The organism is Dechloromonas sp. H13 (assembly GCF_009469615.1).
Classification (GTDB): Bacteria; Pseudomonadota; Gammaproteobacteria; order Burkholderiales; family Rhodocyclaceae; genus Azonexus.
Genome location: NZ_SSXX01000002.1, coordinates 175,101 through 188,345, shown reverse-complemented (window position 1 = coordinate 188,345; position 13,245 = coordinate 175,101). Strand labels below are relative to the sequence as shown.

Here is a 13,245-nt window from a genome sequence, read left to right as displayed (position 1 = left end):
ATGGCTACCGCCGCAAAAGCTAGCAGGATCCTTGTGGTCAAGGAATATACCTTTCTCTGGGAAGGAAAGAACCGGGACGGAAAAGCCGTTCGCGGCGAAATGCGTGCTGCCAGTGAAGCGGTCGTCCAGACCAGCCTGCGCCGCCAGGGCGTATTCAACGCCAGGGTAAAGAAAGCCCGCTTCAAGGTCGGCGGCAAGGTCACCGAAAAGGACATTTCCCTGTTCACCCGCCAGCTGGCCACGATGATGAAATCCGGCGTGCCCCTGCTCCAGGCCTTCGACATCGTCGGCCGCGGTCATGCCAACCCGGCTGTCGCCAAGCTGCTGCTGGACATCAAGGCCGACGTCGAAACCGGCAGTTCGCTGTCGCAGGCATTCCGGAAATATCCGCTGTACTTCGATGCCCTCTACTGCAATCTCGTCGCTGCCGGCGAACAGGCGGGCATCCTGGACACATTGCTCGAACGTCTCGCGACCTACAAGGAAAAGATTCTCGCCATCAAGAGCAAGATCAAGTCTGCGCTGTTCTACCCGATCGCCGTGATCGTGGTGGCGTTCATCATCACCGCGGTCATCATGATCTTCGTCATCCCGGCGTTCAAGGACGTCTTCAAGAGCTTCGGCGCCGACCTGCCGGCACCGACCCTGCTGGTGATCGCCATTTCCGACTTTTTCGTCGCCTACTGGTGGGCCATTTTCGGCATCATCTTCGGCGGGCTCTACGCCTTCTTCGCAGCATGGAAACGTTCGGAGAAGGTGCAAATGGCGATGGACCGCTTTCTGCTCCGCCTGCCAATCTTTGGCGACATCATCCGCAAGGCGGTCATCGCGCGCTGGTCGCGAACATTGTCGACGATGTTTGCAGCCGGCGTACCGCTGGTGGAGTCGCTCGATTCGGTGGGCGGCGCCGCCGGCAACTATGTCTACAAGGCTGCCACCAAGCAGATCCAAGGTGAGGTCGCCACCGGCACGAGCCTGACGAATGCGATGACCAACGTCAATCTGTTCCCCAACATGGTAACGCAGATGGTCGCCATCGGCGAAGAGTCCGGCGCGCTCGACTCGATGCTGGCCAAGGTCGCCGACTTCTTCGAACAGGAGGTGGACGACGCGGTCGAAGCAATGTCCAGCCTGATGGAGCCGATCATCATGGTGGTGCTCGGCACCCTGATCGGCGGCATGGTCGTCGCCATGTACCTCCCCATCTTCAAACTTGGCGCCGTGGTCTGATGCCTGTCGAATCACTGGGCGGCCTGGCTGCCGTGGCCGGGCTGCTCGGCTTGTGCGTCGGCAGTTTCCTCAACGTCGTCATTCACCGCCTGCCCAGGATGATGGAGCAGGAGTGGCATGCGCAATGCGCGGATTTGCGTGGGGAAACGCCGTCGACCGCAGCGCCCCTGTCGCTGGCCCGTCCGCGCTCGCGTTGCCCGGCCTGCGGCCACCAGATCACCGTACTGGAAAACATCCCGATCGTCAGTTATCTGCTTCTACGCGGCAAATGCTCGAATTGCGCCGTACCCATCCCGCTACGCTATCCGGTCGTCGAGGCGCTCGCCGGCCTGCTTTCGGCGTATGCCATCTGGCACTTCGGACCGACGCTACAGGCGATCGGCGCCCTGTTCCTGATCTGGGCCCTGATCGCTCTCACCGCCATCGATTTCGACACCCAGTTGCTCCCCGATTCGATCACCCTGCCGCTGCTCTGGCTCGGATTGACGATGAATATCGCCGGCACCTACGTCGATCTTCATTCTGCGGTCATCGGTGCGATGACGGGCTATCTGAGCCTGTGGTCCGTCTTCTGGGCATTCAAGCTGGCGACCGGCAAGGAAGGCATGGGGTACGGCGATTTCAAGCTGCTCGCCGCGCTCGGCGCCTGGCTGGGCTGGCAAATGCTTCCGACAATCATCCTGCTCTCGTCGGTCGTCGGCGCGGCGGTTGGCATCGGCCTAATCGTCGCCGCTCGCCACGGACGGAACACCCCCATTCCGTTCGGCCCCTACCTTGCCGCTGCCGGCGTCATCGCCCTTTTTTGGGGACCACAGCTGACGCGCAGCTATCTTGGATTGCTGGCTTGAAATTCTCCCGCCGCACCACAACTTAGGCTCCACTGTTTTCTCGGTTACAATTCAAGGTTTTGGAGGATTCTCATGCCGATTTACGAATATCGCTGTGACTCCTGCGGCTCCCAGAAAGAACATCTGCAAAAGATGAGCGACCCGCAGCTCACGACCTGCCCCGAATGCGGCAGCGAAAGCTACAACAAGCTGCTCTCCGCCGCCGGTTTCCAGCTCAAGGGTAATGGCTGGTACGCCACCGACTTCAAGGGCGGCGGCAAACCCGCGCCGAAAACCGAAAGCGCCCCGCCTTGCCAAGGCGGATCGGGAGCATGCACTCCGTGCGCGGCCAGCTGATCAAACGCTATTTCATTACCGGACTATTGATCTGGGTACCGCTGGTCATCACCGGCTGGGTACTCTCGTTCATTGTCAGCACGCTGGACCAGTCGCTGCGCCTGCTACCCGAAGCCGTTCATCCGCAAACGCTGTTCGGCATCGCCATTCCAGGCGCCGGTGCGCTGCTGACGCTGGTCATGATCCTGCTGACCGGCCTGCTGGCCGCCAACTTCATCGGCCAGAAACTCGTCGTCTGGTGGGAAATGCTCCTGGCGCGCATTCCGGTAGTCAACTCCGTCTATAACAGCGTCAAGCAGGTCTCGGACACGCTTTTTTCGTCGAGCGGCAACGCCTTCCGCAAGGCCCTGCTCGTGCAGTATCCGCGCGAGGGCAGCTGGACCATCGCCTTCCTGACTGGCAAGCCCGGCGGCGACGTGGTCAATCATCTCGACGGCGACTATGTCAGCGTTTACGTGCCGACCACCCCCAACCCGACCTCCGGCTTCTTCCTGATGATGCCCAGGCGCGATGTCGTCGAACTCGACATGACGGTCGACGAAGCCCTCAAATACATTATCTCGATGGGTGTCGTGGCCCCGCCGCCGCATACCCGCGTCATTACCAACACTTGAAACAACCGGATAGCTTCATGCGTACCCATTATTGCGGACAACTCAATGCCGCCCTCGACGGGCAGATCGTCACCCTGTGCGGCTGGGCCCACCGCCGCCGCGACCATGGCGGCGTCATCTTCATCGACCTGCGCGACCGCGAAGGACTGGCCCAGGTCGTCTGCGACCCCGATCGTGCAGCAACCTTTGCCATCGCCGAATCGGTTCGCAACGAGTTCTGCCTGAAGATCACCGGCAAGGTTCGTCCGCGCCCGGCCGGCACGACCAACGCCAACCTGGCCTCCGGCGAGATCGAGGTACTCTGCCACGAAATCGAGGTCCTGAACCCGTCGGTCACGCCGCCATTCCAGCTCGACGACGAGAATCTGACCGAAAACGTCCGCCTGACCCACCGCGTCATCGACCTGCGCCGGCCGCAGATGCAGAATAACCTGATGCTGCGCTACAAGACCGCCCGCGCCTTCCGCCGCTTCCTCGACGACAACGGCTTCATCGACGTCGAAACGCCGATGCTGACCAAGTCGACCCCGGAAGGCGCCCGCGACTACCTGGTGCCGTCGCGCGTCCATCCGGGCCAGTTTTTCGCGCTGCCGCAATCGCCGCAGCTGTTCAAGCAACTGCTGATGGTCGCCGGCTTCGACCGCTACTACCAGATCACCAAGTGCTTCCGCGACGAAGATCTGCGCGCCGACCGCCAGCCGGAATTCACCCAGGTCGATATCGAGACCTCGTTCATGAGCGAGGCCGAGATCACCGCGCTGATGGAAAAGCTGATCCGCACCGTGTTCAAGGAAGCGATCGACGTCGACCTGCCGGAATTCCCGCGCATGACCTACGCCGAAGCCATGCGTCGTTTCGGTTCGGACAAGCCGGACCTGCGCGTCACCCTCGAACTGGTCGACGTCGCCGACGCCTTCAAGGATGTCGCCTTCAAGGTCTTCGCCAACATCGCCAACAGCGAAGGCGGCCGCATCGCCGCCATGCGCATTCCGGGCGGCGCTTCGCTGACCCGCGGCGAGATCGACGAATACACCAAGTTCGTCGGCATCTACGGCGCCAAGGGCCTGGCCTACATCAAGGTCAACGACGTCACCCAGGTCAACGAAACCGGCCTGCAGTCGCCGATCGTCAAGAACCTCTCCGAAGCCTCGCTGCGCACCGTGCTCGAACGCACCGGCGCCCAGTCCGGCGACCTGATCTTCTTCGGCGCCGACAAGGCCAAGATCGTCAGCGACGCCCTCGGCGCGCTGCGCATCAAGATCGGCCACGAGAAAGGTTTCGTCACCGGCGCCAAGTGGGCGCCGCTGTGGGTCATCGACTTCCCGATGTTCGAGTACGACGACGAATCGAAGCGCTGGACCGCCTGCCACCACCCCTTCACCAGCCCGAAGGACGAGCATCTCGACCTGCTGACGAGCGATCCGGGCAAGTGCCTGGCCAAGGCCTACGACCTGGCACTGAATGGCTGGGAACTGGGCGGCGGTTCGGTGCGTATCCACCGCGCCGACGTGCAGGAAAAGGTCTTCGTCGCGCTCAACATCGGTCCGGAAGAACAGCAGGCCAAGTTCGGCTTCCTGCTCGACGCGCTCAAGTACGGCGCCCCGCCGCACGGCGGCCTGGCCTTTGGCCTCGACCGCATCGTCACCATGATGACCGGTGCCGAGTCGATCCGTGACGTGATCGCCTTCCCCAAGACCCAGCGCGCCCAGTGCCTGCTGACCGACGCGCCGTCGGCAGTCGACGAGAAGCAGCTGCGCGAACTGCACGTCCGCCTGCGCCAGAAGGTCGAGACCCAGGTCGAAGTCGGCACGGCCTAAGCTGACATGAAAATCTGGCTGCGCCTCCTGATCGTCACCTGGCTGGCGATCGGTGGCGCGCTGGGACTGGCGCGCGAGAATGCTGCGGTCGACTGGGTTTTACTGGCCGATTTGCCGCGTGAGGCGCAACAGACGCTGGTCCTGATCAAGCATGGCGGACCGTTTCCCTACAACCGCGACGGCATCGTCTTCGGCAACTACGAGAAGCGCCTGCCGTTGCGCCAGCGTGGCTACTATCGCGAATACACCGTGCCAACCCCGGGCAGCCGCAACCGCGGCGCTCGGCGTATCATCGCCGGAAGCTACGACGAGTTCTACTACACCGATGACCATTACCGCTCCTTCCGGCGCATTCGGGAATAGCCCATGAGCGAGAAGCTTCTGGCCAATGCCCAACGAGCCGGCGTTTACCACGTTCCGGCGAGCATGCGCGACGCAATCGGGCTGGCCGCCAAGCGTGGCCGGCTCCGGCAATGGCACATGGCGATCGCGCCGGGACAGAAGTCCGGCTCGGTGCTTCATGAGATCGGCAAGACCCTGCAGTTTCCCGAGTGGTACGGCGCAAATTTCGATGCCCTGCGCGACTGCCTGACCGACCCCGAAATCATGCCCGGCACCGGTCACCTGCTCAGCATCAGCGGCGGCGACCACCTGCGCGCGGCCGATCCGGCGGGCTTCGCCACCCTGCTCGAGGTCCTGGAGACCGCCGCCGACGAGCGACGCCAGGCCGGTAAGCCGCTCTGGATACTGTTCGACGAGCCGGTCACGGGCATTCGACCGCTGCCCGCGGCATGACCGGCTACAAGCAGCCAATCTCGGTCCTCGTCGTCATCTACACGCCGGCGCTCGACGTCCTGCTGCTCGAGCGCGCCGCCCATCCCGGGTTCTGGCAGTCGGTCACCGGCAGCCGCGAGGCCGACGAGGCGCTGATCGCCACCGCCTGCCGCGAAGTGGCCGAAGAAACGGGCATCGACACCATGCGCCACCAGCCGGTCGACTGGCAACTCACCAACACCTTCGAAATTTTCGAGGAATGGCGGCATCGCTATGCGCCGGGAGTCACCCGGAACACCGAGCACGTCTTCGGCCTGCAACTGCCCGACAAGTGCCCGATCGCCATCGCCCCCGGCGAACATCGCGACTGGCTGTGGCTGCCCTGGGAGCAGGCAGCCGCCCGCTGCTTCTCCTGGAGCAACCGCGACGCCATCCTTCAGTTGCCGCAGCGCCTGGCCATGCCTCGGCAGGGTCGTTTCTGAAAGCCGGAACGCCCGAACCCGCCACCGGCTTCCGGCGCGTCGCCCGACGCACTTGAAACCGCGACGACGCCCCCTATATTGGTCTCAGCAACACCTGAACCACAAAGGAGACCACCATGGCAAACATCACCCGCTTCGACCCCCTCGACGACCTGTTCCGTGGCTTTTTTGTCCGGCCGGTCGATTTCAACGGCACCCAGCAACAAGCCCCCTCCATAAAAATGGATGTCAAGGAACAGGGCGACAACTATCTCGTCCACGCCGAACTGCCCGGCGTCAAGAAGGAAGACATCCACGTCGTCGTCGACGGCAACCAGGTATCGATCAACGGCGAAATCAAGCAGGAAAAGGAAATCAAGGAAGGCGAACGCGTCCTGCGCTCCGAACGCTATTTCGGCAAGGTTTCGCGCTCGTTCCAACTAGGCCAGGAAATCGACGATGGCAAGGCGGTCGCCAAATTCAACGAAGGCGTCCTCGAACTGACGCTGCCCAAGCGCGCCGCCAGCCCGAACAAGCGCCTCACCGTCGAATGATCGTCATCACCCAAGACGCCAAGGCCGGACCCCGTTCCGGCCTTTTTCTTTGTACAATCCGCGGCGATCACACCCGGAGCCTGCCATGAGTCTCGACAACCTCTCCCCCGGCATCAAGGCCGCCGTCCTGGCCGAAGCCCTGCCCTACATCAAGCGCTTCCACGGCAAGACCATCGTCGTCAAATACGGCGGCAACGCGATGACCGACGAGCACCTGAAGAACTGCTTCGCGCGCGACGTCGTCCTGCTGGAACTGGTCGGCTTCAACATTGTCGTCGTCCACGGCGGCGGCCCGCAGATCGAGAACCTGCTGGCCCGCGTCGGCAAGAAGGGCGAGTTCGTCCAGGGCATGCGCGTGACCGATGCCGAAACCATGGAAGTGGTCGAGATGGTGCTCGGCGGCCAGGTCAACAAGGACATCGTCAACCTGATCAACCAGCATGGCGGCAAGGCCGTCGGCCTGACCGGCAAGGACGGCAACTTCATTCGCGCCAAGAAGCTGATGCTGGAGGACAAGGACAACCCGGGCGACCTCATCGATGTTGGCCAGGTCGGCCAGATCACCCAGATCGACCCGTCGCTCATCGACCACCTCGACAAGGGCGCCTTCATCCCGGTCATCGCGCCGATCGGCGTCGGCAAGGATGGCGAAACCTACAACATCAACGCCGACGTCGTCGCCGGCAAGATCGCCGAAGTGCTGAAGGCGGAAAAGCTGGTGCTGCTGACCAATACCCCGGGCGTGCTCGACAAGGCCGGCAATCTGATCACCGGCATCACCCCCAAGCAGATCGACGAGATGGTCGAGGACGGCACGCTGTCCGGCGGCATGCTGCCGAAGATCGGCTCGGCGCTCGATGCGGCGCGCAACGGCGTCAAGGGCGTGCATATCATCGACGGGCGCGTCGAGCACGCGCTGCTGCTGGAAATCCTGACCGACCACGGCGTCGGCACGATGATCAAGTCGCACTGATGCGTTGCCAGGGGAAGGTCTGGCTGTTCGACCTCGACAATACCCTACACCACGCGACGCCCCACATCTTTCCCCACATCAACCGCTCGATGCGCGACTACATCGAGCGGCATCTGGGTGTCGACCGCCACGAAGCCACGCGCATCCGCCAGGACTACTGGGTCCGCTACGGCGCCACGCTGCTGGGCCTGATGCGCCACCACGGCACCGACGCCGACCACTTCCTGCGGGAAACCCACCGCTTTCCAGATCTGGAGCGCATGGTCGTCTTCGAGCGCCCGGTCATCCATGCACTGCGCCGCCTGCCGGGGCGCAAACTCATCTTTTCCAACGCCCCCCGCCATTACGCCGAGGCCATCCTCGACATCACTGGGCTCGGCGCCTGCTTCGACGCCGTCTATTCCGTCGAGAATGTCCGCTACCAGCCCAAGCCGATGCCTGCCGGCTTTCGTACCCTGCTGCGCGCCGAACGCCTCGACCCGCATCGCTGCATCATGGTCGAGGACAGCCTTCCCAACCTGATCGCCGCCAAGAAGCTCGGCATGGCGACGGTGTGGGTAAGTACCAGCTATCGCCAATCGCCCAGCGTCGATGTCAAAATCCGCTCGGTGCTGCAACTTCCCGAGCGCTGCGGTCGACTATAATTTTCGGGCAAAAATCAAAACCATAACGGAGGGAGAGAAGACCATGGCCAGCAAGCCCGGCGAGCGGCGCCTGCAGATCCTGCAAACGCTGGCGCAGATGCTCGAAGTCCCGAAAGGGGAAAAAATCACCACCGCCGCCCTTGCCGGCAAACTGGAATGCTCGGAGGCTGCGCTCTATCGCCACTTCGCCAGCAAGGCCCAGATGTTCGAGGGCTTGATCGAATTCATCGAGCAGAGCCTGTTCAGCGTCATCAACCAGATCACTTCGGAAGAAGCGCAGGGAATCAGGCAGGTCGAACTGATCCTCGGCCTCCTGTTGCGTTTTGCGCAAAAGAACCGCGGCATGACGCGCGTCCTGATCGGCGACGCCCTGGTCAATGAACACGAACGCCTGCAGGTGCGCATCAACGCCCTGCTCGACAAGATCGAGGCGGCGCTGAAACAGGCCTTGCGCATTGCCGCGACGCAGGAAAACCTCAAGCCGGATGCCGACTTCGGCGCCCTCGCCAACCTGTTGCGCTGCTACGTCGTCGGCCGCTGGGAACAATACGCGCGCAGCGGCTTCGCCCGCGAACCGCTCGCGCAATGGCCGCAGCAGTGGCCGATGCTGTATTTCGCCTGCCTGTCGCAATCGGGCGCGACCGCAGCCGCCTGAAACCGGGCCGGGCGGCTCGCATCGCCGCGGGTCGGCTCAGCGCTTCAGGTACGCCGCCGCGTCCAGCGCGAAGTAGGTCAGGATGCCGTCCGCTCCGGCCCGCTTGAAGGCGAGGAGGCTTTCGAGCACGCAGGCCTCCTCGTTCAACCAGCCGTTCTGCGCGGCCGCCTTCAGCATCGCGTACTCGCCGCTCACCTGGTAAGCATAGGTCGGCACCTTGAACTCGTCCTTGACGCGGCGGACGATGTCCAGATAAGGCATGCCGGGCTTGACCATGACCATGTCGGCGCCCTCCTCCAGATCCAGGGCGACCTCCTTCAGCGCCTCGTCGGTATTCGCCGGGTCCATCTGGTAGGTGTATTTGTTGCCCTTGCCGAGGTTGCCGGCCGAACCGACCGCATCGCGGAACGGGCCGTAGAAGGCGGACGCGTACTTGGCGGAATAGGCGAGGATCCGCGTGTAGATCTGGCCGGCCGCGTTCAGTTCGCTGCGGATGCGGCCGATGCGGCCGTCCATCATGTCCGACGGCGCGACGACGTCGGCGCCCGCCTCGGCGTGGCACAACGCCTGTTTGGCCAGGACGTCCAGCGTTTCGTCGTTGAGCACATAACCCGTTTCGTCGATCAGGCCATCCTGCCCGTGGCTGGTATAGGGATCGAGGGCGACGTCGGTGATCACGCCCAGCTCCGGGAACTCGCGCTTCAGGGCGCGAACCACGCGTGGCACCAGGCCGTGGCTGTTGTATGCCTCTTCCGCCCCCAATGACTTGAGCGATGCGTCGACCACCGGGAACAGTGCCAGCGCCGGGACTCCCAGCTTGGCCGCACGCTCGGCGGTCTTCAGCAGCACGTCGAGCGACTGTCGCTCGACGCCCGGCATCGACGCCACGGGCTCGACTCGCCCCTCGCCTTCGAGGACGAAAACGGGATAAATGAAGTCGTCGACCGTAAGCACCGACTCGCGCATCAGCCGACGGGAAAAATCATCGCGCCGCATCCGGCGCATGCGGGTGGCAGGAAAACGCCCGGTAGCACTCATCTTTCGACCTCAAACCATTCAAATTGCAGATTTTTGTTCAGCGCGGAACTTTTCGCATTGACCCACGTCAGACTCAGCAGATGGCACGCGCTGTCTCCCGCTTCACCTCCCTGAGCGGGCGCCTTGACCACGTTAAGGCATTTTGGCCCCCGGACCCCCCTTATCCGGGGGTCTTTTGTTTTCCGACGGCTTTCTCTCGATGCCCAGCCAGCCGGCCAGCACGCCTTCGGCCTCGTCGACGCCCGTCTTCTTGAGACTGGAAAAAAGCTGCACCGAGTACAACTCGGCATCGCCCCAGGTCGCCAGCTCCGCCTTCACCGAGCGCAGGACCTTGGTCTGCTCCTGGCGACTCAGCTTGTCGGCCTTGGACAACAGGACGTGGATAGGGCGGCCGGTCGGCCGGAACCAGTCGATCAGGCGCAGGTCGAGATCGGTCAGCGGGCGCCGGATGTCCATGATCACGACCAGTCCAGCCAGTTGCTCACGCTTGCTGAGATAGGGGCCGATCAGCCCTTCCCACTGCGAGCGGATTTCTTCCGGCGCCTTGGCATAGCCGTAGCCGGGCAGATCGACGAAATACCTGCCTTCGGCCAGCGTGAAGTAATTGAGATGCTGGGTGCGGCCGGGCGTTTTGCTGACGTAGGCCAGGCGCGTCCGCCCGGCCAGGGTGTTGATGGCGGAGGACTTGCCGGCGTTGGAGCGACCGGCGAAGGCAACCTCGCGGACCGCATCGCTCGGCAGGTCGCGAAGATGGGCGACCGTCGTAAGAAAAGTCGCCTGCTGGAACAAAGGCATAAAAACTCTCGAGAGCCGCCTAGGCGGCGAAGAATTGATATAGAATAGCAGGTTTGTAACTTCCGTTCCGGCCAAAGCGCCCATAAACGCGCACTAGGAGTTCGAAAATGATCCGTACAGCGGCAATCGCAATCCTTCTTGCCACCAGCTTCATGTCCCACGCGGCTGAAGAAGCCAAGGCCAAGGCAGACCCCGCCAAGGGCAAGGCCATCGCAGAAACCGTCTGCGTTGCCTGCCATGGTGCCGACGGCAACAGCGCAGCGGCGGCCAACCCGCATCTCGCCCAGCAAGGCGCAGATTACATCTACAAGCAACTGAAGGATTTCAAGGCCGCCGACGGCAAACCGGCGGCGCGCGTCAACGCCATCATGGGCGGCATGGCGGCCCCGCTTTCCGACGAAGACATGCGCAATGTGGCTGCCTGGTTCGCCAGCCAGACGCTGAAGCCTGCCGTCGCCAAGGACGAGTCGAAGATTGCCCTCGGCCAGAAGATCTGGCGTCAGGGCGACTTCCGCAAGGGCATCCCGGCCTGCGCCGGCTGCCATGGCCCGGCCGGTGCCGGCCTGCCCGCCCAGTACCCGCGCTTGGCCGGCCAGTTCCCCGAATACACCGAAGCGCAGTTGAAGGCCTTCCGTGTCGAGGAGCGCGCCAACGACCCGGAAAAGATGATGCGGATGATCGCCGCCAAGATGTCGGATGTCGAAATCAAGGCAGTGGCGGAATACGCTGCCGGTCTGCGCTGATTGGGCGAATTCCCCGGGAAAAGGCAGCTGCGGCTGCCTTTTCTTTTTTCCACTCTTGGCATCCGCGCCGCTGCCGGCTAGACTGCGCTGAGAATAACGTTCAACCTCGCCGAGGAGACCAAACATGAAAACGCTGAAGCAAATGCTGGCCGGCAAGCATCGGCCGCTCGCCGTCGTATCGCCCAACGACTCCGTCTTTCATGCCCTGACCTTGATGGCCCAGCATAACGTTGGCGCGCTGATGGTGCTCGATGGCGAACAGTTGGTCGGAATTTTTTCGGAACGCGATTACGCGCGCAAGATCATCCTGCACGGCAAGAGTTCGAAGGAAACCCTGGTCAGCGAAATCATGAGCGACAAGGTCGCCTACGTGACGCCCAGCACCACGCTCGACGAATGCATGGCCCTGATGACCGAAAAGCATTTCCGCCATCTGCCGGTGCTGTCGGACGAGGATGGCAGCGTGGTCGGCATCATCTCGATTGGCGACCTGGTCAAGGAAACCATCAGCAGCCAGCAGTTCCTCATCTCCCAACTGGAACGCTATATCGCCGGCTGATGCCGTGTGGTGGATTCCCTCCGCGGCCAAACCACAATCGCCCGCGCATAGCCGGGCGATTTTTTTGCCTTGCTCCGGCAGGTTTTGACCGGTTTCCGGCGACCGACCAGAACCGTCCCGCAGCGAGGCTGTCTGAGCTTCGCCATGGCGCGCTCAGGCTACCGGCCAATCCACGCACCGGCTATGCGACTGTAAGTTTCCCGGCCCCTCGCGCGACTAATGGGCAAATGAAACGCGAGAGGCGACACCATGCTGATACTGCACCGACCTGACCCCCTTCCGTCCGAAATCACACCACCCGAGGTCTATGGCGCGCGCCGCAGCTTCCTGCGCAGTCTCTCGGTCGGCATCGGTGCCGCCAGCTTCGGGCTGCTTGGCGAAAGCCATGGCGCACCAGTCGAACGCGTGCGCTTCGATACCGTCACTCCAGGCCCGTTTTCGGCGGTCGACGAAAAACCGACGCCCTACACCTCGGTGACTGAGTACGGCAATTTCTACGAATTCGGCCCCGACAAGGACAGCCCGGCCCGCAACGCTCACCGCCTGCGCACGCGGCCATGGACGATCAGTGTCGAAGGTGAGATCAGGAGGCCAAAGACCTTCGCCATCGAGGACATCCTGAAATGGGCGCCGCTTGAGGAGCGCATCTACCGGATGCGCTGCGTCGAAGGCTGGAGTGCCGTGATTCCTTGGGTCGGCATCCCGCTCACCGAGTTGATCAAGCGCTGCGAAGTTACCGGCAATGCGAAATTCGTCGAATTCTGGAGCCTGGCCGACCCCGAACAAATGCCCTATGTTCGCTTCCCGTTTCTCGATTGGCCTTACATCGAAGCCCTGCGCCTCGACGAGGCGATGCATCCGCTGGCCCTGCTCGGCCTGGGGATGTACGGTGAACACATGCCGAAGCAGAACGGCGCCCCGTTGCGCGTGGTCGTTCCCTGGAAATATGGCTTCAAGGGGGCAAAGTCGATCGTCAAGGTGCGTTTTGTCGAAAAGCAGCCACCCACGGTGTGGACCAAGGCCGCCCCCGACGAATACGGCTTCTATTCCAACGTCAACCCGGACGTGCCACACAAGCGCTGGAGCCAGAGCCATGAACGCCGCCTGGGCGAATTCTTCAGACGCAAGACCCAGCCATTCAACGGTTATGGCGACCAAGTGGCCGGACTTTATGCCGGCATGGATCTCCGCAAGAATTTCTGAA

Annotated in this window: 17 protein-coding genes; 15 read left to right on the top strand and 2 right to left on the bottom strand. The window is 62.7% G+C overall.

What is annotated here, in order from left to right:
- The 12 genes from GH660_RS05400 (at nucleotide 1) to slmA (ending at nucleotide 8,906) form a co-directional block, all read left to right on the top strand.
- Entirely contained in the window at nucleotides 1–1,230 is a 1,230-nt protein-coding gene (locus GH660_RS05400; RefSeq protein ID WP_153145618.1) for a type II secretion system F family protein, read from the top strand.
- Entirely contained in the window at nucleotides 1,230–2,078 is an 849-nt protein-coding gene (locus GH660_RS05395; protein WP_153145617.1) for an A24 family peptidase, read from the top strand. The genes GH660_RS05400 and GH660_RS05395 overlap by 1 nt, the downstream gene beginning before the upstream one ends.
- A 72-nt stretch (nucleotides 2,079–2,150) precedes the next feature.
- Nucleotides 2,151–2,414 (top strand): FmdB family zinc ribbon protein, encoded by a 264-nt coding sequence (locus GH660_RS05390; protein WP_153145616.1) that lies wholly within the window; start codon nucleotides 2,151–2,153, stop codon nucleotides 2,412–2,414.
- Entirely contained in the window at nucleotides 2,414–3,028 is a 615-nt protein-coding gene (locus tag GH660_RS05385) for a DUF502 domain-containing protein (protein WP_228276409.1), read from the top strand. The genes GH660_RS05390 and GH660_RS05385 overlap by 1 nt, the downstream gene beginning before the upstream one ends.
- 17 nt (nucleotides 3,029–3,045) lie before the next feature.
- Nucleotides 3,046–4,845 carry an aspartate--tRNA ligase gene (gene aspS, locus GH660_RS05380; protein WP_153145614.1) on the top strand — a complete coding sequence of 600 codons (1,800 nt, stop codon included), beginning with the start codon at nucleotides 3,046–3,048 and terminating at the stop codon, nucleotides 4,843–4,845.
- A 6-nt stretch (nucleotides 4,846–4,851) separates the two neighbouring features.
- Nucleotides 4,852–5,208: a ribonuclease domain-containing protein gene (locus GH660_RS05375; protein ID WP_153145612.1), complete on the top strand. Its 357-nt coding sequence runs from the start codon at nucleotides 4,852–4,854 to the stop codon at nucleotides 5,206–5,208.
- A 3-nt stretch (nucleotides 5,209–5,211) separates the two neighbouring features.
- Complete coding sequence (locus tag GH660_RS05370) at nucleotides 5,212–5,640, top strand: barstar family protein (protein ID WP_153145610.1); 429 nt, start codon at nucleotides 5,212–5,214, stop codon at nucleotides 5,638–5,640.
- Nucleotides 5,637–6,101 carry a dihydroneopterin triphosphate diphosphatase gene (gene nudB / locus GH660_RS05365; protein ID WP_153145608.1) on the top strand — a complete coding sequence of 155 codons (465 nt, stop codon included), beginning with the start codon at nucleotides 5,637–5,639 and terminating at the stop codon, nucleotides 6,099–6,101. Before GH660_RS05370 ends, nudB begins: the two co-directional genes overlap by 4 nt.
- A gap of 116 nt (nucleotides 6,102–6,217) precedes the next feature.
- Nucleotides 6,218–6,634, top strand: a complete 417-nt coding sequence (locus tag GH660_RS05360) for an Hsp20/alpha crystallin family protein (RefSeq protein WP_153145607.1) — start codon at nucleotides 6,218–6,220, stop codon at nucleotides 6,632–6,634.
- Between the two features lie 85 nt (nucleotides 6,635–6,719).
- Nucleotides 6,720–7,607 (top strand): acetylglutamate kinase, encoded by an 888-nt coding sequence (gene argB, locus GH660_RS05355; protein ID WP_153145605.1) that lies wholly within the window; start codon nucleotides 6,720–6,722, stop codon nucleotides 7,605–7,607.
- Nucleotides 7,607–8,251, top strand: coding sequence for a pyrimidine 5'-nucleotidase (locus tag GH660_RS05350; RefSeq protein WP_153145603.1), 645 nt, complete (start codon nucleotides 7,607–7,609; stop codon nucleotides 8,249–8,251). The genes argB and GH660_RS05350 overlap by 1 nt, the downstream gene beginning before the upstream one ends.
- Before the next feature lie 43 nt (nucleotides 8,252–8,294).
- The gene (slmA, locus tag GH660_RS05345; RefSeq protein ID WP_153145601.1) at nucleotides 8,295–8,906 is read left to right on the top strand and encodes a nucleoid occlusion factor SlmA; all 612 of its coding nucleotides are present in this window, start codon (nucleotides 8,295–8,297) and stop codon (nucleotides 8,904–8,906) included.
- Nucleotides 8,907–8,942: 36 nt separating this feature from the next.
- Here the strand turns inward: slmA and hemB are convergent, their stop codons facing one another.
- Nucleotides 8,943–9,944 (bottom strand): porphobilinogen synthase, encoded by a 1,002-nt coding sequence (gene hemB / locus GH660_RS05340; RefSeq protein WP_153145598.1) that lies wholly within the window; start codon nucleotides 9,942–9,944, stop codon nucleotides 8,943–8,945.
- A gap of 132 nt (nucleotides 9,945–10,076) precedes the next feature.
- Nucleotides 10,077–10,739: a ribosome biogenesis GTP-binding protein YihA/YsxC gene (gene yihA, locus GH660_RS05335; RefSeq protein WP_153145597.1), complete on the bottom strand. Its 663-nt coding sequence runs from the start codon at nucleotides 10,737–10,739 to the stop codon at nucleotides 10,077–10,079.
- A 107-nt stretch (nucleotides 10,740–10,846) separates the two neighbouring features.
- On the opposite strand from yihA, the gene GH660_RS05330 reads away from it, so the two are divergent.
- From GH660_RS05330 to msrP, 3 genes are all read left to right on the top strand, one after another.
- Nucleotides 10,847–11,482, top strand: coding sequence for a cytochrome c (locus GH660_RS05330; RefSeq protein WP_153145594.1), 636 nt, complete (start codon nucleotides 10,847–10,849; stop codon nucleotides 11,480–11,482).
- 124 nt (nucleotides 11,483–11,606) lie between these two features.
- On the top strand, nucleotides 11,607–12,041 hold the full coding sequence (locus GH660_RS05325; protein WP_153145592.1) for a CBS domain-containing protein: 435 nt from the start codon (nucleotides 11,607–11,609) through the stop codon (nucleotides 12,039–12,041).
- 249 nt (nucleotides 12,042–12,290) lie between these two features.
- Nucleotides 12,291–13,244, top strand: coding sequence for a protein-methionine-sulfoxide reductase catalytic subunit MsrP (gene msrP / locus GH660_RS05320; RefSeq protein ID WP_153145591.1), 954 nt, complete (start codon nucleotides 12,291–12,293; stop codon nucleotides 13,242–13,244).
- Nucleotide 13,245 lies beyond the last annotated feature (1 nt).

Coding starts and splice junctions, on each gene's coding strand:
- GH660_RS05400 (WP_153145618.1), top strand. CDS start 1: ATGGCTACCGCCGCAAAAGCTAGCAGGATCCTTGTGGTCAAGGAATAT.
- GH660_RS05395 (WP_153145617.1), top strand. CDS start 1,230: ATGCCTGTCGAATCACTGGGCGGCCTGGCTGCCGTGGCCGGGCTGCTC.
- GH660_RS05390 (WP_153145616.1), top strand. CDS start 2,151: ATGCCGATTTACGAATATCGCTGTGACTCCTGCGGCTCCCAGAAAGAA.
- aspS (WP_153145614.1), top strand. CDS start 3,046: ATGCGTACCCATTATTGCGGACAACTCAATGCCGCCCTCGACGGGCAG.
- GH660_RS05375 (WP_153145612.1), top strand. CDS start 4,852: ATGAAAATCTGGCTGCGCCTCCTGATCGTCACCTGGCTGGCGATCGGT.
- GH660_RS05370 (WP_153145610.1), top strand. CDS start 5,212: ATGAGCGAGAAGCTTCTGGCCAATGCCCAACGAGCCGGCGTTTACCAC.
- nudB (WP_153145608.1), top strand. CDS start 5,637: ATGACCGGCTACAAGCAGCCAATCTCGGTCCTCGTCGTCATCTACACG.
- GH660_RS05360 (WP_153145607.1), top strand. CDS start 6,218: ATGGCAAACATCACCCGCTTCGACCCCCTCGACGACCTGTTCCGTGGC.
- argB (WP_153145605.1), top strand. CDS start 6,720: ATGAGTCTCGACAACCTCTCCCCCGGCATCAAGGCCGCCGTCCTGGCC.
- GH660_RS05350 (WP_153145603.1), top strand. CDS start 7,607: ATGCGTTGCCAGGGGAAGGTCTGGCTGTTCGACCTCGACAATACCCTA.
- slmA (WP_153145601.1), top strand. CDS start 8,295: ATGGCCAGCAAGCCCGGCGAGCGGCGCCTGCAGATCCTGCAAACGCTG.
- hemB (WP_153145598.1), bottom strand. CDS start 9,944: ATGAGTGCTACCGGGCGTTTTCCTGCCACCCGCATGCGCCGGATGCGG.
- yihA (WP_153145597.1), bottom strand. CDS start 10,739: ATGCCTTTGTTCCAGCAGGCGACTTTTCTTACGACGGTCGCCCATCTT.
- GH660_RS05330 (WP_153145594.1), top strand. CDS start 10,847: ATGATCCGTACAGCGGCAATCGCAATCCTTCTTGCCACCAGCTTCATG.
- GH660_RS05325 (WP_153145592.1), top strand. CDS start 11,607: ATGAAAACGCTGAAGCAAATGCTGGCCGGCAAGCATCGGCCGCTCGCC.
- msrP (WP_153145591.1), top strand. CDS start 12,291: ATGCTGATACTGCACCGACCTGACCCCCTTCCGTCCGAAATCACACCA.